The 19,229-nt window shown below is 58.4% G+C and carries 15 protein-coding genes; 4 read left to right on the top strand and 11 right to left on the bottom strand.

Annotation, left to right across the window (positions count from 1 at the left end; translation table 11 throughout):
- Positions 1–16: 16 nt before the first annotated feature.
- Both XH90_RS35000 and XH90_RS34995 read right to left on the bottom strand, forming a co-directional pair.
- Positions 17–796, bottom strand: coding sequence for an SDR family NAD(P)-dependent oxidoreductase (locus XH90_RS35000; protein WP_128955134.1), 780 nt, complete (start codon positions 794–796; stop codon positions 17–19).
- 72 nt (positions 797–868) lie between these two features.
- Positions 869–1,771 (bottom strand): oxaloacetate decarboxylase, encoded by a 903-nt coding sequence (locus tag XH90_RS34995; protein WP_128929987.1) that lies wholly within the window; start codon positions 1,769–1,771, stop codon positions 869–871.
- A 594-nt stretch (positions 1,772–2,365) separates the two neighbouring features.
- Between XH90_RS34995 and XH90_RS34990 the strand changes: the two genes are divergently transcribed.
- Positions 2,366–3,190 carry an SDR family NAD(P)-dependent oxidoreductase gene (locus tag XH90_RS34990; RefSeq protein ID WP_128929988.1) on the top strand — a complete coding sequence of 275 codons (825 nt, stop codon included), beginning with the start codon at positions 2,366–2,368 and terminating at the stop codon, positions 3,188–3,190.
- Positions 3,191–3,228: 38 nt separating this feature from the next.
- Here XH90_RS34990 and leuD read toward each other — a convergent pair whose 3' ends face one another.
- From leuD to XH90_RS34965, 5 genes are all read right to left on the bottom strand, one after another.
- Complete coding sequence (leuD, locus tag XH90_RS34985) at positions 3,229–3,861, bottom strand: 3-isopropylmalate dehydratase small subunit (protein ID WP_128929989.1); 633 nt, start codon at positions 3,859–3,861, stop codon at positions 3,229–3,231.
- 17 nt (positions 3,862–3,878) lie between these two features.
- On the bottom strand, positions 3,879–5,288 hold the full coding sequence (leuC, locus tag XH90_RS34980) for a 3-isopropylmalate dehydratase large subunit (protein ID WP_128929990.1): 1,410 nt from the start codon (positions 5,286–5,288) through the stop codon (positions 3,879–3,881).
- A gap of 316 nt (positions 5,289–5,604) precedes the next feature.
- A complete protein-coding gene (locus XH90_RS34975; protein WP_128929991.1) occupies positions 5,605–6,675 on the bottom strand; it encodes a cupin domain-containing protein in 1,071 nt (356 codons plus the stop codon).
- A gap of 96 nt (positions 6,676–6,771) precedes the next feature.
- Entirely contained in the window at positions 6,772–7,680 is a 909-nt protein-coding gene (locus XH90_RS34970) for a fumarylacetoacetate hydrolase family protein (protein WP_128929992.1), read from the bottom strand.
- A 63-nt stretch (positions 7,681–7,743) separates the two neighbouring features.
- Positions 7,744–9,855 (bottom strand): alpha/beta hydrolase fold domain-containing protein, encoded by a 2,112-nt coding sequence (locus tag XH90_RS34965; RefSeq protein ID WP_164933583.1) that lies wholly within the window; start codon positions 9,853–9,855, stop codon positions 7,744–7,746.
- A gap of 495 nt (positions 9,856–10,350) precedes the next feature.
- Here XH90_RS34965 and XH90_RS34960 point away from each other — a divergent pair, with 495 nt between their 5' ends.
- Positions 10,351–11,094 carry an SDR family NAD(P)-dependent oxidoreductase gene (locus tag XH90_RS34960; RefSeq protein WP_128929994.1) on the top strand — a complete coding sequence of 248 codons (744 nt, stop codon included), beginning with the start codon at positions 10,351–10,353 and terminating at the stop codon, positions 11,092–11,094.
- 233 nt (positions 11,095–11,327) lie between these two features.
- Here XH90_RS34960 and XH90_RS34955 read toward each other — a convergent pair whose 3' ends face one another.
- From XH90_RS34955 to XH90_RS34940, 4 genes are all read right to left on the bottom strand, one after another.
- Positions 11,328–12,284: a fumarylacetoacetate hydrolase family protein gene (locus XH90_RS34955; protein WP_164933584.1), complete on the bottom strand. Its 957-nt coding sequence runs from the start codon at positions 12,282–12,284 to the stop codon at positions 11,328–11,330.
- Positions 12,285–12,742: 458 nt separating this feature from the next.
- Positions 12,743–13,747 (bottom strand): IclR family transcriptional regulator, encoded by a 1,005-nt coding sequence (locus XH90_RS34950; RefSeq protein ID WP_128929996.1) that lies wholly within the window; start codon positions 13,745–13,747, stop codon positions 12,743–12,745.
- Positions 13,748–14,059: 312 nt separating this feature from the next.
- Positions 14,060–15,400: a Na+/H+ antiporter NhaA gene (nhaA, locus tag XH90_RS34945; RefSeq protein WP_128929997.1), complete on the bottom strand. Its 1,341-nt coding sequence runs from the start codon at positions 15,398–15,400 to the stop codon at positions 14,060–14,062.
- A 166-nt stretch (positions 15,401–15,566) separates the two neighbouring features.
- A complete protein-coding gene (locus XH90_RS34940; protein WP_128929998.1) occupies positions 15,567–16,214 on the bottom strand; it encodes a PadR family transcriptional regulator in 648 nt (215 codons plus the stop codon).
- Positions 16,215–16,654: 440 nt separating this feature from the next.
- On the opposite strand from XH90_RS34940, the gene XH90_RS34935 reads away from it, so the two are divergent.
- Positions 16,655–18,337 carry an FAD-dependent oxidoreductase gene (locus XH90_RS34935; RefSeq protein WP_164933585.1) on the top strand — a complete coding sequence of 561 codons (1,683 nt, stop codon included), beginning with the start codon at positions 16,655–16,657 and terminating at the stop codon, positions 18,335–18,337.
- Positions 18,334–19,215, top strand: a complete 882-nt coding sequence (locus tag XH90_RS34930) for an NAD(P)-dependent oxidoreductase (RefSeq protein WP_128930000.1) — start codon at positions 18,334–18,336, stop codon at positions 19,213–19,215. Before XH90_RS34935 ends, XH90_RS34930 begins: the two co-directional genes overlap by 4 nt.
- Positions 19,216–19,229: the final 14 nt, after the last annotated feature.

Here is a 19,229-nt window from a genome sequence, read left to right as displayed (position 1 = left end):
GATACCAGTGCCGAGGTTACGGTACGGGACAATTGCCTCCATCGACATTAATGGCTGTTCCCGTTACGAACGAGGCTAGGTCCGAGGCTAGAAAGCAGGCCACATTCGCAACCTCGGTCACAGTTCCAAGCCGACCGAGACGCACGCTCTTTCCTTTCTGCAAAACGAAGTCTTCGTAGCTCGCTTGCGGTGCGGTGGACCGGTGCATTCGTTTCCACTGGTCGGTTTCGATCGATCCAAGGCAGATGGCGTTGATAAGGACGTTATCCGGCGCGCATTCGTTAGCCAGCAGCTTCGTCATGGATAGGCCGGCCGCCCGGCTCAGCGCCGACGGAGCGGCGCCGGTACCGGCCTTTGCCGCAATGCTGAGAATATTGACAACTCGTCCCCAGCGTCTTGCTCGCATTCCAGAGAGGCAACGCTGAGTTAAGTAAAGTGCCCCTCCGACTTTCAGCATGAAATCGGACTGGAGTGCGTCCCACTCAACTCCCGATATTGGCTCGTGGGCAGCGTTGCCTGCGTTGTTAACGAGGACGTCAACATGACTGAAGTCGGGGGAGAGCCTCGACCAGGCCTGGTCAATCTGCAATTTGTTTCCGAGATCACATGAGATTCCAATCACGCGCTGACCGGTTGTGCTACTTATCTGGTCGGCGGTATCACTCACTTGTTGTTTATCTCGGGCGAGAATTGCAACAGAAGCGCCGGCCTCGGCGAACGCCAGAGCTATCGCTCGGCCAATGCCTCGGCTTCCGCCCGTTACGATTGCGGTTCGGCTTTTCAGCGAAATCTGCACTAAACTATCCTTGCTTGCTCTAGCACCGAGATTTCCATCGCAGCAGTCCGAAAATGCGGAACCGCGGACGAGTTACGTGGCGGGCGCAGAGGCCTGGGACCGGGCAACTTTGTCGAGCGCCTGCCAGTCTCGAAGTCCGACCGCCTCAGCAAAGGCCGCGCGAGCCGCCGGAAAATCGGCCAGTGCCGGGAGAGGGGACCCGTCGGCCGTGGACAACAACAACCCTGCGAGCGCGCTCGCCATCGCTTCTGTGGTCCGCAGCATCAAATAACTCGGATAAGCGATAAGATCGTAGCCCATCACAAAGAGATCTTGTGCCCGCGGCAGTTGCGCTTTCCCATCTTCAGTTAGGGCAAGCAGCTGGTGTTTCCCCCGGAAGGCACTCCCAACCGTCACGAGATCGTCATGTGCTTTCAATCCTGGAATAAATACACCATCCGCGCCCGCGGCTAAGCTGCGCTCCGCTCGCTTTAGGGCGCCATCTAGGCCAAGCGTTGTTAAGGAGTCCGTGCGGGCGATAATCAACATGTCGCCTGAACTGCGGGCATCAACAGCTGCCCGAAGCTTTGTTTCGAATTCTGCCATCGCGACAACAGCAGGAGCAGGATTATCGCCGGGTTGCTTGCTCGGGCGAGCCTGGTCCTCCAGGATCACGGCGCCAACACCAAGCGCCTCGTACGCGCGGATCATGCGAACAACGCTCTTGATGTCACCGTAGCCGTCATCGCCATCGGTGATGAAGGGTAGATCGGAGGCCGCCGCAATATCCTGAATACCGGCGACCATCTCGCCAAGCGCCGCAATGCCTAGGTCCGGCAACCCGTAACGGGCAGCAAGCATTGCCGACCCACCAATTGCAAACGCTTTGAACCCAGCCCGCCCTATCAGCCGGGCGGCAAAAGCATCTTGAGCAACCGGAAGGACGAGCGGTCGTCCGGCTTCCATGACCTTGCGCAGAGGAATACGAGCTTTCAAAAGACACCCAATGATGCGAGTACGGCAACGACGCGAGTCCGACAACCGTGAAAGCGGTTAGTGAAGGTCGCTCCAGTGCAGAAGACCATCGTTGGACTCAGCACGTTTCATAAAGCACGTGTACTATCAACCGACAGGCGCCGGCATCACTAGGAGAAAATTGCACGATGGGCTGCCCCGATAGCATTGCAATTTCTTGCTAGCGGATCAGCGCCTAAAACCCTGTACTCGCGCAAAATCCTGTGGCGACACGGCGGGCCTCAGGGCTAGTACTGCTCAAGCCAGAGGAGAACGTCGCACTCTTCTTTCATGGACGAGGTCGCATGACGAGTGGCCACCTTAGCTAGCCAAAGGGTGCGCCATGCCATAGTGCACTCAGCCAAGCGCGTGGTCTCTTGGTTCGCTGGGTCAGTGTCCGACGTGACGACATGGAGTAGATCTCGACAGGCGCCAAGGCCGGTCGAGCCTGGCCTTTTACTCAACCGAGCTCGCAAGGCACACATCTGGGCAGCTCAGACTAATGTTGCGTCCCGATGCGTGTGGCCGGTTCTGTCAACAATCCCATTCAATCGACCAGACACGGAGACTTCCACGATGACAGGACACACCAAACAGGAGCCTCGCCTGGCGGGAGGCGAAGATGCGTCCCTCCGGGGCAAGGTTGCGATCGTAACGGGCGCAAGCCGAGGCATCGGTGCTGCCATTGCGCTCGAGCTCGCGCAAGCAGGCGTCGATTCCGTTATCGTCGCCCGGGATGAGGCCATGCTCAACAGCGTTGCCGAACGCGCACGATCATTTGGAACAAGGGTAGAGGTCGTTGCTGGCGACCTGCGAAACGTGGAAACCGTTTCCTGGACGATCGACCGGGCCTTGGCCGCTTTTCAGAAGATTGATATTCTTGTCAACAACGCCGGTGCGACCACGCGGGGGCACTTCCTGGAGCTGCCCGATAGTGATTGGGAGGATGGTTTCGGCCTAAAATTCTTTGGTGCAATGCGCCTCTGTCGGGCGGCCTGGCCTACACTTGTTCAGACGAGTGGATCCGTCGTGAATATCGCCGGTGCAGGCGGCCGAACACCCGACATCTATTTCGCTATCGGTTCGCCAGTGAATGCCGCACTCAATAGTTTCAGCAAATTCCTCGCCGAGCTTGGCATTAGGGACGGCGTGAGGGTCAATTGTATCAATCCCGGCTTGGTGAGGACAGACAGATTGACAAAGCGCCTGACGCTGGAGAGCCGCGAACGACGCATCGACCCTGCCGAAATGGAATATCAGCTCAGCCGCGAGTTGCGCATTGCGCGAATCGGCGAGCCTGAGGATATCGCGGCGCTGGTTAGATTTGTCTTGTCAGATCGCGGTCGTCTCCTGCAAGGGGCTGCTATCGATGCGGATGCAGGTCTGACAAAAACGCTTTAGATTCGCCTAACCGCGCAACTCTGGTTCGTCGGCCCCACTCAGGGAGAATGCCGAGGTTCAGGTCGCGCGTATAACCAGGGCTGGCACGCTCGGCTCTTCTGCTGGAAGTCCTCAATGTCGGCGACGAATCTTAGCGTTTGACCAATCTCGTCGAGGCCCTCTAGCAGCGTTGCGCGACGGGCAGTTGGAATGTTAAAAGCGATTGTCCTGTCGTTCGGTAATTCGATGGTGCAGCTTTCGAGATCCACCGACATCGTCGGATCGTTCGTGGTCGCCAGGTGGTGATGGATCTCATCAACCTCTGCCTGCGGTAACGTGACGAGTAGCAGCCCGTTCTTGAACGAGTTTTCGTAAAAAATGTCGCCAAAGGTGGGTGCAATCACGCAGCGAATACCGAACCGTACCAGGGCCCAAACCGCGAACTCGCGGGAGCTGCCACAACCAAAATTGGCTCCCGCAACAATAACTTTGCTCTTGCGAAAGGGGGCGCGGTTCAAGATAAAGTCCGGCACCTCTTGGCCTTGCAGATCATACCGCCAGATCGCAAACAGGCCTTCCCCCGGATTGCTCTTCAAGCTGCGTTGCCAAGCGACCGAAATGATCGCGTCTGTATCGATGTTAGGGCGCGGGAAACTGGCCGCGACACCCTCGACACGTGTGTATTTCTCCATACGAATTCTCCGGCGGCCTAGGTTAAGTACCTTCTGACGTCCGTTACCGCCCCGGCAATCGCAGCGGCGGCCACCGAGGCGGGACTGGCTAGGTGGGTGCGACTCTTTTGGCCTTGGCGCCCCTCGAAATTGCGGTTCGACGTAGAGATGCAACGCTTACCGGGTCCTACAAAGTCATCATTGATGGCGACGCACATGGAACATCCGGCCTCCCGCCACTCAAACCCAGCTTCCAGGAAGACTTTGTCGAGCCCCAGAGATTCAGCGGCATGTTTAACCTGCGCTGAGCCGGGTACCACAAGCGCGCGTACATGCGAAGCGACCTTGCGCCCCCGCACGACTTCGGCGGCAGCCTCTATATCGGAAAGGCGGCTGTTGGTGCATGAACCGATAAACGCCACGTCGACGGTGAGCCCTTCGAGAGACTGACCGGCCTCAAGACCGAGATAAGTCAGCGAACGGTCCATTGCGGCGCGACGCGCAAGGTCGTTAACCGCCGCGGGATCAGGAATCGGATCGCTGACGCTGCCAACATCCTCGGGGGTCGTCCCCCAGGTGACCTGCGGGCCGATGCTCGTGCAATCAACATCGACCTCTCGATCGAAAACCGCTTCTGGGTCGGTCGGGAGCGAACGCCAGTAAGCCAATGACTGTTCCCACATTTCTCCCTTGGGCGAATAAGGCAGATCGTGGAGATATTCGAATGTGACGTCATCGGCAGCTATAAGTCCAGCTCTCGCACCGAACTCGATCGACATATTGCAGATGGTTTGGCGTTCTTCTATCGACAAAGACCGTATGACGCTGCCGGCATATTCCACAGCGTAGCCACGTCCCGCCGCAACGCCGATCTGACCAATCAATCTCAAAATGAGATCCTTGGCGTATACCCCTCGGTTGAGCTTGCCTTCGAAATTGATACGCATGCGTTTCGGCCGCCGCTGGACGATTGTCTGGGTCGCGAGCACATGCTCCACCTCGCTGGTGCCAATGCCCCAAGCCCAACAACCAAGTCCTCCACACGTTGCCGTATGGCTGTCGCCGCATACCAGTGTTGTGCCGGGCAAGACGATGCCGAGCTCAGGTGCGATTACATGGACAATGCCTTGCCGAGGATCGTCAACATCAATGAGTTCAATCTTATGAGCCTGACAATTTTCACGTAACAGCTGCACGAATTCCCGACCACCAGCGAACGTCTCTCCCGTACGACCTTTCGCCGTGGAAAGGATGTGATCGACAACAGCATAGGTCAGTTCGGGATTACGGGTCTTGCGGCCAGCACGCTTCAAGCCCTCGAAGGCGGCAGCCGATGTGCATTCATGAACCATGTGCCGGTCCACATGAAGAAGAAACACGCCATCTTCAATCTCCCGGATAACATGCGACAGCCAGATCTTGTCGAACAGAGTTTCGCTGTTTGCCATGGCGCTAATCGACTTGTCCCAAGGGGCTTGAATTCTCACGAGGTGAGCGAGCCGTACACGAGCTTTGGGAAGTTAAGAACCTCGGACATTGCCCAATAGGAGAAAATTGCAAACACCCCTTTTGCCCGGCTAGCAAATCGATGCTGTGCGTCAGATGCGCTTAAGTACTCGCGGTCCACGCAAAATAGAACGATCGGCCTGCATCAGGCCTGCGCTATCTACAAGAGCAACTTTCTGGAAACGCGGAGCGAGCCAACGGGTATTGCCTGCGCAAACAACTACGCCGGGCACAACGATTGCAAGAGGCGAAAGCTGCCTATTGACGTCCGTTCGGATGATCTTCTTGGCGAGCCAAACCGAAAGGTTCCAATATAGGCTGATCGCTTGTCCGGAACAGAATCGATTTCTCATACGCAATATATTCGCACCACGACCAAGCCGGCTCTGCGATCACATCGCGCTCTGACCATTCGTGCTTGACGCCATCGATAATGGTGGCACCGCTTCCCTTCGCAACAACACAAAGACTACTCGATGTGCGTCGTCGTGCCTTCGAGTGGAAGCCTTTACGGAATCCGTTCACGTGACAGGCGATTGTCGGCATGACATGCCCACCCGTGATAGGATTTACGTATTCGTAAACGACACCCTCGTACGGGTCATCATCGTCGCGGTCCAGTCCGGCTTGTATCATTGCTTCGGCGGCAGCCCATTTGTACACCAACTGGGGCGAGGCCGGCGGTTGCGCGCGCGTCCGACCTTGTAGCATTCCGAGCGCGCCAATATCTTCGTAAGAGCCCACAGTATTGGTATAGGGTTCTAAGGATTTGCTAGGATGCATCTCGAAACAATCGGCTCGCATGTATGAAACGAATGGGGTATCGAGCGCATCGAACCAAACCATTGGCTCCGTCCCGCCATTGTGCGCGTGACTATGCCAGCACCCTCCAGGCGTGAGCAAAAGATCAAGCTCGTGCATATCCGCGCGCGTGCCATCGACGACCGTGAACGCACCACTTCCCGACAAGATGAAGCGCAGCGCTGAATAGGTGTGCCGGTGCGCCGGTGCGACTTCGCCAGGTAGGATCATCTGCAACGCGCCATTGAGCGTAGGCGTTGCTGCTGCGGACCGTGGCATCCCGGGATTCTCAAACAGAAGAATTCGGCGCTCAGTGCCCGGCCCGGCCAATGATGTCTTAACAGCTTCCTCGAACTCAGCGTGCAAGTCGCGCCACCGCCATACATGGCCGCGCGCCTTGTAGCCCATCTCTTCGGCGACCCCGCTGGTATTCCAGATGGGAATGATACTCAGCCGCTTCATACGATCGGCCCGCTCGGCTGTGGGATCGGCATGTTTCGGATCTGGCTGAGCCGTGCTGTTCGACATTTTGGTTCCTCAACTTTAGTTCGAGCTTGCCGCCACGCTGCGGTTGATTAGACCTGCCGGCTAGCATGAAATTGCAGGACGAGGACTGCGCCTCCTCTAATTTTTGGCTATGCGCGGTGATCGGAGCATTTCGTCCGCCGACCAATCGCCGGCCTCGATCAGGAGCGTCATTTCGCCAATATCCTGTACGCCAACGACGACGCGGTCGCCCGGTACAATTTCGGATACTCCTTCGGGAGTGCCGCTCATGATGATGTCGCCGGGATGAAGTGTATAATAGGCGGACGCGAACGCGATCAGCTTGGGAACCGACCATATGAGGTGTCGCGTATTCGATCGCTGCTTCTCCTTGCCGTTTATGCTCAGATAAAGGTCAAGAACCCCGGGATCGGGAATCTCATCTCGCGTAACCAACCAGGGTCCCAAGACGGAATAGGTGTCGATTGATTTCCGCAGGCTCCGCTCTTCGGGACCACGGACAACCGCGTCGACAGCAACGGCGTACCCAGCGACATACTGCAAGGCGTCTGCCTGCGGGATGTTGCGACCCCGTCGACCTATAACAACACCCAACTCGGCTTCGGGGTCGTGCCTTCGCGTCGGATCGCCCAGTCTGATCAGCGATCCCGGGCCCACTAGCGAACTATTGGCCTTCAAAAAAAGACCGGCTCTGTCGATCGTCTGAACCTCCGATCGGCCCTGCCGCAATTCTTGATTGTTCGTCCCCTCGTCGAGATGGAGCTGATAGTTGACAGGGGCAGCGATGATCTTAGACGGATTAGCGACGGGGCTATCAAGCCGAACCGAGCTCACGGGAATGCGTCGAGCGCGCCCGGCCAGCTCCTGTGCCTTGGCGATGACGCGGTCCAAATGCTCGATCATGATGTCGTGCTGCGGAAACGGCCACTTGAGGCTGGGCAGCACGTCCAGCGCCTCGGTAACGACGAGAATTTCGCCATCTCGCACGATACCAAGCTGATTTCCATCGAAACGACAGAGCCGCATATTATTCTCTCCTATCCAGATAGAGCGGTTAGGGCAGCCAAGCCGCCGGCTTATGCCCTAACCCTATGGCGTCGCCCCGACGTAAGTGTTGGAGTGGGCGTGGCGCCGAATCGCGCGAAAGAACTCGTCCGTCTCCGGCAGAAACTCGAACAGCGCAAAACTATGAATGCTATCGTCGAACAAGTGCAGTTCGGCATCTCCGCCCGCCGATTTAGCAGCAGCGACCAATGCACGAGCGTCGTCAGCGAGGGCTTCTCCACGCGCCGCAAAGACGCGCATCGGTGGTAGCCCGGCAAGATTTCCGCGAAGCGGCGAAATGGCGGGATCATCGGGCTCTCGGTCTTGGATGAACGCACCAGCCAAAGTCAGTAGTCGCCGCCGGGTCATCCAGGGCTCGGTTCGTCTATTGCCGTCGATACTGGCCGCCGTCAGCGTGAGATCGGCAAAGGGCGACAGGAGATAAAGGGCGGCGGGCCGAGTGACATTCTCGTGACGGAGCTTTGCGGCGAGACTTAAAGCAAGACCACCGCCCGAGCATTCGCCACTGACTGCAACTGGGTCTGCGCGCCGCGAAAGCCACGCAAAGGCCGCTCGCACATCCTCCTGCATTTGCATTGGCGTATGTTCCGGGACAAGTCGGAACTCGGGTACCAACGCCCAGCCACCGATCGCGCGCGCTAGACCAGCTGCAAGCAAAACCGAGCTCTTAGCCGAACCAAACACATATCCTCCCCCATGAAGATGAAGAACGGCAGGACCACTTTTCCCGCCGGGGGGAATGACGCATAACGCAGGCACCCCGTCGCAGTCGACGGTTTCTACCGACACATCCTCTGGCAACGCACATAGACTCGACATGAACCGCTCGTAAGCAGCCCGTTCGCTCATCCAGTCTTCATCTTCGAACTTGAGAGCATTCGACCAAAGATCGAACGCGCGGGCGGCGGCCGGCCGCGACGGCCGCACCAATGGACTGGCGTTAAACAGGTCGAATGGCTTGTTTGATTCGGCGACTTCATCATAGCCATAGAGCCACGCAAACCGCTCATACCCAGCTTGGTCGAGCTTCAGCATGCCCCGCCCCATCCGTCCGTAAGCCGCCTGACGCTCGGGTGCCTTTTCATGAAATGCCGTAAGATCGCCGCGACTTTGGTGAAGCAACCGAGTGGTCCGCGGCTTCCGCCGCGCTTGAAACTCGGAAAAAGCGGCTTCCAAGTTGCTCCCGCTCCGGTGCAAACAAGCCGCCAACGCCACCGAATCTTCGAGCGCCATCGCCGCACCGGAGCCGGATGTCGGCAGCACCGGGTGGGCCGCGTCGCCAATCAGAACTATTCGCCCGCGATGCCATTCTGGCAGGGGATAACGATAATTGATCGCCGTGATGAAAGCTTCGGTTACAGCCTCAGTGATCTCTCGGACGTCTTTGCAGGCGTCCTTAAATGAGGCGCGCAAATCCGCGACATCCCCAGCTGTGGCCCAGTCCTCACGATGGATCTCATCGGCAGGTACGTAGAAGGCTGCATAAAACTGTTTGCCGCGACGAATCGGATAGCAAACCACGTGGCGACCCGCACCGCTCCACACATTGGTATCCAATGTTAGCGCTTTGCTGAGAAGCGTCGTTGGTAGAACGGTCCGCCAGGCGAGGAGGCCCGTAGATATCGACTCGCTTTCTCCAAAAATTGCGCTTCGCACCTTGGAACGCAGGCCATCGGCTCCGATTAGGAGATCGCCAAGAACAGCCTCACCCCTCTCGAGAATGACGGTAACACTTCGATCATCTTGCTTCACATCGACAACAGAGCAGTTGAGCCGGATCTCCGTTCCGTCCAAATGTCTTGCAAGAGCGTCGATCAAATCGCGGCGATGCGTCTTGTAAAGCGGGGCGCCATACAGCTTGGCTCCCGCTTCGCCCAGTTGGGTGCGATTGCGTACCTCACCGCTCACCATATCATAAAATGTAATCGTCTCGGGCGGCTCATCCGAGCGCTTTATCTCCGCCGCAATGCCCAGCGATTCAAGAACGCGCATAGCATGAGGTCCAAGGACAACACCTGCTCCAACCTCGCTTAACTCCGCCGCTCGCTCGATGACGGTCACGTCGATGCCGTTACGACGCAAAGCAACCGCCGTAGCCAGTCCGGCCACTCCGGCTCCGACAATCAGGGCACGCATAGCCATCCTCCCGTAGTTGGACATCTGTGACCGATATCCTTTATTCGCAGGTTAAGCTCACCAGTCGTCGAACCGACCAGAGCGCTGCGGGTTAAGGCGAGCTTTCCGGGCTACTCACTGCCCGGTCAATCATCGACCTACGTCGCGCTGCCGCCTTGTCATTTTGGTAAACGTGTTTCCTATTCTGTCGTTTGTCAAGCAGCGCCCAGTCCTGGCGGCAAACCCCAAGCCAAACTCTTTCCGTCGCACAAGTATGCGGCGCAGTATTGTCCTATTCCGCTAGTCGCACCGATTGTAAGTTCCGGCGATACCCTCAAGCCCTGCGGCATGCATACGCCCGCCGCTACACAACTTTTGCTGACCTATGAAACAGCTGATCTCTCCTGTTCGGTGCAGCTTTCCACTATGCGGGGCCGTTCAAAGCGCACCGCCGCCACATAGCAGTGCGACGTGCACCAATCGATGCGACCCTGCTGCGAGCGAGGTTAAACAATAATGGCTGGCCGTCTGGCTGGACGTCACATTTTGATCTCGGGCGGCGGAAGCGGAATCGGCCATGCCACCGCCATGCGATGCGCCGAGGAAGGAGCGGTGGTGACTGTTGTCGGACGGCGGCTCGATTGCTTGAAAGAGGTCGCCAGGTTGACGCGAGGACACGCTATTGCGGCGGATCTTACCGACGAGGCGCAAGCATTTGCCGCGGTGAACGACGCCGCGGCCCTTATGGGCTGTCTCGATGGTATCATCAATTGCGTCGGCAATGCCGAGGCCGCTGTTCTAGAAGATATCGACTTAGCTCGTTGGGACGCGAGTCTTCGCACCAACCTTACGTCTCACTACCTGGTCTGCAGAGCAGCATTGCCACATCTTCGAAAGACTCGAGCAGCAGCCATCGTCAACGTGTCGGCACTGGCAGGTATACGACCCGGTGTAAGCAGCGCGGCGTACGGAGCCGCAAAGGCCGGCGTCATCCAATTTACCAAGACACTTGCTGCCCAGTTGGCGCCCGATATACGAGTGAACTGCGTCTGCCCGGGGGCCGTCGATACTGAGATGATGGACCGATTTTTGGCCGGAAAGTCAGCCTCGCAACAAGACGCTTTTCTGGCGAGGTACGCGCTGAGGCGGCTGGCAATTCCCCTAGAAATAGCAAATCTCTTGCTGTTCCTGGTCAGTTCGGAGGCTCAGTACATCACAGGCAGCAACTATGTCTGCGACGGAGGTCGGGCCTATCAGTGATAGGGAGGTCCTACCGAACGGAACTTGTCACCTGTCCAGTCGACACTGGATCATGACGGCTAGGCTAAGGCTGGCACGCTTGGATAAGGCGACCAGCCTAATTTGCAGATGAGATCGGGCCTAGACAGGCCCGCGATGGCTCGGTGTCGACAGAGCAGGCATGGCGCGCTGCCAAGCCCGCTCAGCCCTTTTGAAAGATCTGACAGTGCGAACCGCGGGTCGGACCGCTTGAACTAGGTCGGCAGCCGCGAATTCGCGGGGACGATCCGCGGCGGCCCCAGAGCGCCACGCTGGGTGCGCGGCTTCTTCACGAAGTCTGCAAACTCGGCATCGACGCCGTATGGCCAGCTGCGCTTGAGAGGGTCCTCCACTAACGTCGTCAGCCGACCGAGCCCCGTTATTTCCTGAACGATGGTATCGCCATGCTGCATCGGACCTAAACCCTGACGGTTGCAGCCTGTCGCGATTATATCGCCTGGGAAGAACGTATTGAACATCGAGGCCTTGTGAATGAGCGCCGGGATTCGATGGGCCATGTCACTTGTGTGGTAGTCCTGCCGTAGCTCGCCGTTGGCCCAAAGCCGGACCTGCAGATCGTGAGGGTCCCGCACTTCATCCTTTGTCACGACCAAGGGACCAAGAGGCGCAAACGTATCCCAATTCTTTTGCGTGAAAAATGACATCTGACCGTTCGACAATATGCCGCGTGCGGACCCGTCTTGAACGATCGTGTATCCAAAAACATAATCCAACGCTTCGCTCTCCGAGACGTCCTTGCAGGTCTTGCCTATGACCACGCCTAGTTCCAATTCGTGATGGACGATGGTCACTTCGACCTTAGGAAGAATCATTGTGTCGCCATCGCCAATGATCGCAGATGGCGATTTGTGAAAGAACTCAAGATCGCTGATATTGCCTTCGATCCCCTCTTTATAGTTCGCTGCGGCGCACAGAATTTTAGATGGTCGCGGCAGCGGCGCTCTCAGCCGCACTTCGGAGACTGGGCGGCCCTTCGTGCGCGACACGTAATCCTCCAAGAGCGGCCGGTAGGTCGCCCAGTTAGTCATCAGACCTTCCATCAGGTATTGAGGCCCGCATTTCGCGAGCGCGGAAACCGGCTTTGTGATGTCGACAATTTCATTCTCTTTGATTGCCCCGGGTATGAACTCGTTGAACAAAGCTAGTTTCATCGAAGTACTCCTCGCATCCCGCTGAAAGCCGCCGCCTAAGGTGCATAAACCAAGGCGCATCCGACGCTGCACGTCGCGACCGACGCAATGTCACTAGGCGTCAAACCCACCAATCAAAATAGTATGGAATTTTGCAAGCGCTGGAACAGCGCAATTTTTTACTCGAATTGCACAGCGAAGCACCGAATACTCTGATGTAAAGCATGGCAGGTCGGGGCTTGCATGACGGTAAGGAGAGCGGCCTCGGAAAGGCGACCGGACCGTAGCTCGCGGCCAAGTCTCTGACGGGAGGGGAGTGAAGGAGCGAGCCCGCCACCTGCGCTCGGCTTCACCTCGTCTGCGGCCATTGGCTTCCATGACCGAATGTGGACGCTGCGGCGCGGCGTGTCGAGCGGCAAGCCAATGATTGGACTTCCACAACATTCGTCCAACTGCTGGCTCTTGCGAGACCAATGCTCCTAAGTTGGCGGCTCGGCTAGGCCGCCCAGGCGCCGCGAAGCTGCTTGCGCGGCGGCGCGGAGCTTCTTTTGAAGTGCAGGTTCGCTATTGATGGACGAACCATGGACTGACCCAAAAAACGTGAGGGCCATTGGCACACGGCCGCGATGATCGAAAATCGGCGCTGCTGTGGTTTCCAATCCTAGTCTGATGACTGTGGGAAATACGGGGTCGAGCAGACCATTGCGTTGCTGCGATGGAACCGATGCTGAGAGACCGAACTCGCGAACCGCCGCACACATGCGCGTCACGTCCTGGCGCCGAATCTGCTGTTCGGGGTTCTCGCGATTCCACACGGCAAGCTCTTGCTTCACCAGCGGGGCAATTTCCCCTCCCTCGCGATAGGCCATGAGCACGCGCCCGGTTGCCGACCATAAGAGCGGGAGCACGCGGCCTTCGTCGATCCGGAAATGATAGCCCAAGCGTCCGGATTGCCAACGCACCACCGTCGGACCAAATGAGCCCCAAACGGAGAGATGTCCGTCAAAGCCGGTCTCCTCACTGAAGGCGACGAGCGCATCCACGCCGATCCGAATGTGATCCAATTGACCGAGGGCAACCAATCCTAATTCGACAACGGCTTGCCCCAAAGCGTAATGGCCTGATCTGACGTCCTGCTCCATAAAGCCCGCCGCGAGCAGGCTTGACAAATACCTATGAGCCCGGCTCGGGCTGAGTCCGCTGACGGTGGCAACATCCTTAAGCGGAAGCGGCCGGCGCTCCTTCGCGATCGCCTGTAGCATTGATAGACCAACGAGCATGGCACGGATGCCGTTGCCGGCCTCTTCCCCGTCCTCCCGTTCACGCAGCGGCATTCCCTTTGACCGGAGCCTGCCGCCAGCTGGAAGGCCCTTAGCTTTTTTCGGATCCGAGCGGAGGTTCTTTTTTCGGGCCATGTCTTTGATAGCGGTGGCTGCGCCGTGGTTCGGATCAAGATCGTTATTCGGTTCCGTGCCGTGCTTCAAGCGGCGGTCGGTTGAGACTTGGGGAGCGAGTGGCTAAAAGCCCGAGAGAAACTAACCGGCCGCTGGGCTGTTTCAAGCGCCAGGCACAACTGGGCAGCCTATCAAGATTACTGCCGGCTGAATGGCCGTGTGAGAGCGCAAACTTTGGTAGCTCCTCTGCTGGAGTAGCCGATCTGGAAGCGCAAAAGAGCCGATGTCGCCCTGCGCGGTGGCAGGTTTTGCTAGGCTACGTCGGATCAACAAACCGGACCGATGATCGTGACAGCGACGATATCGCGGGCCGTGCCGAGCCTGGAAGGACACGAACCGACGTCACGAACGTCGCACGTAGAAGGCGCCCCAGCCAAGGCCGAGCGTCACGGCTATGGCCGAGCCCAACAACACGCCCAATTTTGCTGCCCTTAAAAAACCTTCACTGGAGAAGGCCAGCATCGAGATGAAGATGGACATGGTGAAGCCGATGCCCGCTAGCAGTCCGACGAGAAAGACGCCGCCCCAAGAAACCCCGGGAGCAAGGCAGCAGAACCCCGATCGTACGGCGATCCAGGCCGCTCCGAAAATGCCAAGCGGCTTTCCCACTATCAAAGCAAGTGCGGTGCCCATCGTCACCAGCAGGCCGGCAGCGGGTAGATCCGCGCCCTTTATGCTGACCCCCGAATTCGCCAGCGCAAACATTGGCATCACTCCGTAAGCTACCCACGGATGAAGTACCATCTGCACGCGCGACGCGGGCGGCAAAATCTCACGGTGAGCTATGCGAAGGTCGCGCAACGGCTGCTGCAACAAATGCAGATCTCCTGTTTTCATCGCATCGCCAGTTTTCAACTGTCCGAGCGCTTGCGACGCCACCTCCAGCGGAGGTTCTCGCATCGCTATGGGGCGAGCCGGAGTCATCAACCCGAGCACCACTCCAGCAAGTGTTGGGTGGACCCCGGCAACGAACAATCCGACCCAAACCAACAAACCTGGCACCACATATGGCGATGCCGCACCGATCCCCATCCGCTGGAATCCCAAGACCCCGAGAACGCCAACGGCTGCGATAGCAAGGCCGCCTAATTGCAGAGTTTCGGTGTAAAAGACGGCGATGATCAAAATCGCAATGATGTCGTCGATGATCGCTAGAGCGAGTAGGAACACTCGCACATTGACCGGGATTCTTCGTCCAAGCAGGGCGAGGACGCCAACAGCAAAGGCGATGTCCGTCGCGGTCGGCACGGCCCAGCCGTGTCCCCGAGCAGCATCATTGTTGAGGCTTAGATAGATAAGCGCGGGAACGAGGACGCCACCGGCCGAAGCAATCAGCGGCAGAACGGCCTGGTCAAAGCGGCTCAGTGCGCCCTCATGAACCTCCCGCCGAATCTCCATGCCCACAACAAGGAAGAAGACGGTCATCAATGCGTCATTCACCCAGAAATGCAGCGACTGGGAAAAGACGTACTCACCAAGGCCAATGGTGACAGGGAGAGTCCAAAAGAGGTGGTAACTCGGGGCCGCGGTCGAATTCGCCCAGATCAAGGCCGCGGCTGCTGCAACGAGAAGCACCGCGCCGCTTACTGCCTCAATATGCAGAAATCGGTTAAGTGTGTTCGCAGCCTGTTCTGCCAATCGCTGAGCTGTCGGAAGATCGCCGAATTTAGGATCGTGGTTCATAGGCGCAGATCGTCCGCGTGGCGGCCCGACCATCGCGTTACCTGACGCCGCCCCAATGCAGCGAACACCCATGCGTCCCTATACAGGGTAATGGTGGCAATTCAACGTCGGGACGAGACCCTGGAACAAGGGCCAGCGGCAGATGGCTGTAAACTGCCGAGGGTCTTCATTTTGACTGTGCTCTAGATGCCTTGGCTGGCTCAGTGGCGCGCGACAATTCGCCGGCCAATTTTCGATAGGCTTCCATAGCCGTCAGCTTCAGGTCGCGCGAGAGTCGAATGGCAGATAGCAGGCAGAATTGGCGATGATTGCTCTGTGCCGGCTCCGGCAAACGGAAACGATCAACAAAATCGACCAAGTGTAGGTTGATGGCCGCTATCTCTCCTTCAACGAGCTCGATTTGCCGGTTGAGCACGGCCACAGCTTCACTGGGCGGAAGCAACCGCAATGCCGCCATCTTTACGCTGAACTCGTCCCGGACAGGCACATGGGTCGGACCTTTTCTCGCCCACTCCTTGAGAGCTTCGAGGCCGCGCTCCGTAACCTCGTAGACCTTCTTGTCCGGTTTGCTTTCCTGCGCAATGTCCTCGAACGTGACATAGCCGTGTTCCGCTAGCAGCTGCAGCGTCGGATAGACTTGGCTGTGCTTGGCCTCCCACATGTAATTGCGCGGGGGGCCCATCAATTGAGTCAGCTCATAACCGGTATGAGGATGGTGGGCCAAGCTCGTCAGAATGACATAACCAAGCGTCGGAATTGCTGGAGGAGTTGCCGCAGGGGCCTTCCGTTTTACGGTCGTCTTCTTCTTCGCCATCGCTAGTTCCAAGCTCGCCTAATCTCCAAGCACAATCACGCTCTTACGGAGCATTCAGTGACCTTGCCCTGACCCTGCATAGTCTGGAGGGCGAGCTTTTACCATCGGCAACATTTGACATATGCACATTCGCCTGTTACTCACATATGTAATATATGACATATGGAGGAAATCGATGCTTCCCGGCGTCGAATGCCCACTAAGCCCCGTTGCGCAGCCGGCGTTCGGGTTATTGCGAGGGCCTCTGAAGAATGAGTGGCATGCCCGCAGAGGGACGTTCCGGAGAGCAGCGCGCCCGGCCAATTCTCAAAAATGCAGGGCAGGGGCATGCCTCTTGGAAAGCCTCGGTCGCTGCCGAAACACCACCTCTAGCGCCGCAGCCCATTGACCGGTGCGGCCAGACGGTCTCCGGCGAGCAGTTCAATTCAGGAGGAATGTCCGTGGAAACGATCGATACGCCCGTCTTGATAGTCGGCGGAGGGCCGGTCGGCTTGTCGCTTGCAATCGATCTCGGTTGGCGCGGTGTCGAAGCGCTGCTCATAGAGCAGGAGCGGCCGACGGCCCGGATGGTTCATCCTCGCATGGACAATGTCGGCATTCGCACTATGGAATTCTGCCGACGCTGGGGAATTGTCGAGGCCATCGAAATGGCCGGGTTTCCTCGCGATCTGCCGGTCAGCATCGTCTATGCGACGGGGGTCCTCGGCCACGAACTGGCGCGCGATGTCTACCCTGATAAAGCGCACGCGGTCCCGCCACCGTTTAGCCCGCAAAAGCACGAGCTATGCCCTCAAAATTTTTTCGACCCCGTACTCCAGAACGCAGCTTCGAGCTACTCGACCAACCAGTTGCTGTATCAGCACCGCCTAGAGGAATTCGAGGACAAGGGCGACCACGTCATCGCTCACGTGCGCCCGCTGCTTGGTGGCGAACCACTATGCGTGCGTGCGCAGTACCTTGCCGCCTGCGATGGGGCAAGCAGCACAGTCGCACAGCGACTCTCGCTTGGTCCGACAAACAGCAAGGTATTGAGTTGTAGCACGAACATCTTCGTTCGGTGTCCGGCTCTGGCGCAGAAGACGCTCGCCCAACGGGCGTATCGGTACGTGTTAGTCGGGCCTGAGGGGGTTTGGGGAAGCTTCGTCAATATAGACGGGCGCGATACCTGGCGGCTTCAACTGCTCGGCGACGAGACCTGGCCCAATTGGAGCGAGGCGCAGATCAACACTTTTGTGCGACGAGGAATCGGAGCCGATGTTGACTACGAGGTGCTCTCTTGGTTGCCGTGGTCCCGTCGTGAGATCACTGCGCCGAAGTTCAGCTCCGGGCGCTGCTTCCTCGTCGGCGATTCGGCCCATCAGCTCTCTCCGACCGGCGGATACGGCATGAATACGGGCATTGCCGAGGCGGTTGATCTGTCATGGAAGATCGCAGCTGTGTTGGAGGGGTGGGGCGGCCCCACACTCCTGGAAAGCTACGACACAGAGCGGCGCCCGATCGCCATGCGCAACGTGTCGCAGGCGTCCGCGAACCTAGCCGCGATGCGCTCGGTTCCTCCAGAGCCGATGCTGCTCGACCAAGGCCCTGCGGGCGAGACGGCGCGGCGCGCAACAGGAGCCTATACCCAGCAGGCCATGCAGCGGGAATGGAGGTCGTTCGGAATTCATCTTGGGGCGGTCTATCGCAATTCGCCGATCGTCGTCGCTGAATCGTTCGAACGAGCCGAGCCCGATGTCGCGAACTTCGTGCAAGTAGCCGAGGCCGGCGGCCGCGCACCTCATGTTTGGCTCTCGCCGGGCCACTCCACGTTAGACTTATTCGGTCGTGGGTTCGTGCTGCTGGAGTTCGCATCGGAGGTGGGTGCTGCTGTGGGCGGTCTGACCCGTGCGGCGCACGCGGTTGGGCTGCCAATCCGTCATCAGCTCATCCCGGAGCCAAACACCATCGCCGTCTACGGGCGCCGCTACGCTTTGGTCCGCCCGGACGGACACATCAGCTGGATTGGGGACGCTATTCCTGAAGAGCCGGCGCGGCTCATTGATCGCATCCGCGGCGCGGGCGGCGTGCAGGGCACGTCGGCATTAAGAACGCTTCCCTTGAGCATGGGCAGCGTGGCCTCATGAGTCTGACCGGCAAAACCCTGTTCATTACCGGCGCAAGCCGAGGCATTGGGCTCGCCATTGCGCTGCGAGCCGCGCAAGACGGCGCCAACGTTGCAATTGCAGCCAAGACTGTCGAGGCGCACCGGCATCTTCCCGGCACGATCTATTCTGCCGCCGAAGCCATCGAGCGAGCTGGGGGCAGGGCGTTGCCGCTGGCCGTCGACGTCCGTGATGAATCCTCCGTCGAGGCCGGCGTTGCCCAAGCGGCAAAGACGTTCGGCGGCATCGACATTTGCATCAATAATGCATCAGCGATCCATCTGGCCGGCACCCTACAAACGGATATCCGGCGCTTCGACTTGATGGCTCAAGTCAACGCACGCGGGACCTTCATCACTACCAAGGCATGCCTTCCGCACCTGATGAAGGCAGCTAATCCGCATGTCTTGATGATATCTCCGCCGCTTGACATGACGCCCAAGTGGTTCGCGCCGCACACCGCCTACACCATGGCGAAGTTCGGCATGAGCATGTGCGTGCTCGGCATGAGCGCGGAATTTGCCGATCGCGGTATTGCTGTCAATGCTCTCTGGCCCCGAACCGCCATTGCGACGGCTGCCATCCAATTTGCATTGCTCGGAGAGAACGGAATGCGTCATTGCCGCAAGCCGGAGAGCATGGCCGACGCAGCCCATGCCATCCTCTCAAAGCCTGCGCGCGCCTTCACGGGCAACTTTCTGATTGACGACACGGTGCTCTATGACGAGGGGGTGCGCGAGTTTACGCATTATAGCGTGGATCCGGCGCTGCCTTTGATGGGAGACATGTTCGTTCCGGGCGACTTGCCGGCCCCACCCGGCGTGCAGATCAGCTCCGCTATCGATACCGCACGGAGCTAATGCCGGCGTGCCGG

Origin of the sequence: Bradyrhizobium sp. CCBAU 53338, from assembly GCF_015291665.1 — a bacterium.
In the GTDB taxonomy this organism is placed as follows: domain Bacteria; phylum Pseudomonadota; class Alphaproteobacteria; order Rhizobiales; family Xanthobacteraceae; genus Bradyrhizobium.
Note: the sequence above shows the minus strand (reverse complement) of the source record. Positions and strands in the feature narration are given on the sequence as shown.

Excerpts from the sequence above, each read along its gene's own strand:
- leuD (WP_128929989.1), bottom strand. The coding sequence starts at position 3,861 with ATGGAGAAATACACACGTGTCGAGGGTGTCGCGGCCAGTTTCCCGCGC.
- XH90_RS34940 (WP_128929998.1), bottom strand. The coding sequence starts at position 16,214 with ATGGCGAAGAAGAAGACGACCGTAAAACGGAAGGCCCCTGCGGCAACT.
- XH90_RS34970 (WP_128929992.1), bottom strand. The coding sequence starts at position 7,680 with ATGCGGCTCTGTCGTTTCGATGGAAATCAGCTTGGTATCGTGCGAGAT.
- nhaA (WP_128929997.1), bottom strand. The coding sequence starts at position 15,400 with ATGAACCACGATCCTAAATTCGGCGATCTTCCGACAGCTCAGCGATTG.
- leuC (WP_128929990.1), bottom strand. The coding sequence starts at position 5,288 with ATGGCAAACAGCGAAACTCTGTTCGACAAGATCTGGCTGTCGCATGTT.
- XH90_RS34955 (WP_164933584.1), bottom strand. The coding sequence starts at position 12,284 with ATGAAACTAGCTTTGTTCAACGAGTTCATACCCGGGGCAATCAAAGAG.
- XH90_RS34990 (WP_128929988.1), top strand. The coding sequence starts at position 2,366 with ATGACAGGACACACCAAACAGGAGCCTCGCCTGGCGGGAGGCGAAGAT.
- XH90_RS34960 (WP_128929994.1), top strand. The coding sequence starts at position 10,351 with ATGGCTGGCCGTCTGGCTGGACGTCACATTTTGATCTCGGGCGGCGGA.
- XH90_RS34965 (WP_164933583.1), bottom strand. The coding sequence starts at position 9,855 with ATGCGTGCCCTGATTGTCGGAGCCGGAGTGGCCGGACTGGCTACGGCG.
- XH90_RS34930 (WP_128930000.1), top strand. The coding sequence starts at position 18,334 with ATGAGTCTGACCGGCAAAACCCTGTTCATTACCGGCGCAAGCCGAGGC.
- XH90_RS34975 (WP_128929991.1), bottom strand. The coding sequence starts at position 6,675 with ATGTCGAACAGCACGGCTCAGCCAGATCCGAAACATGCCGATCCCACA.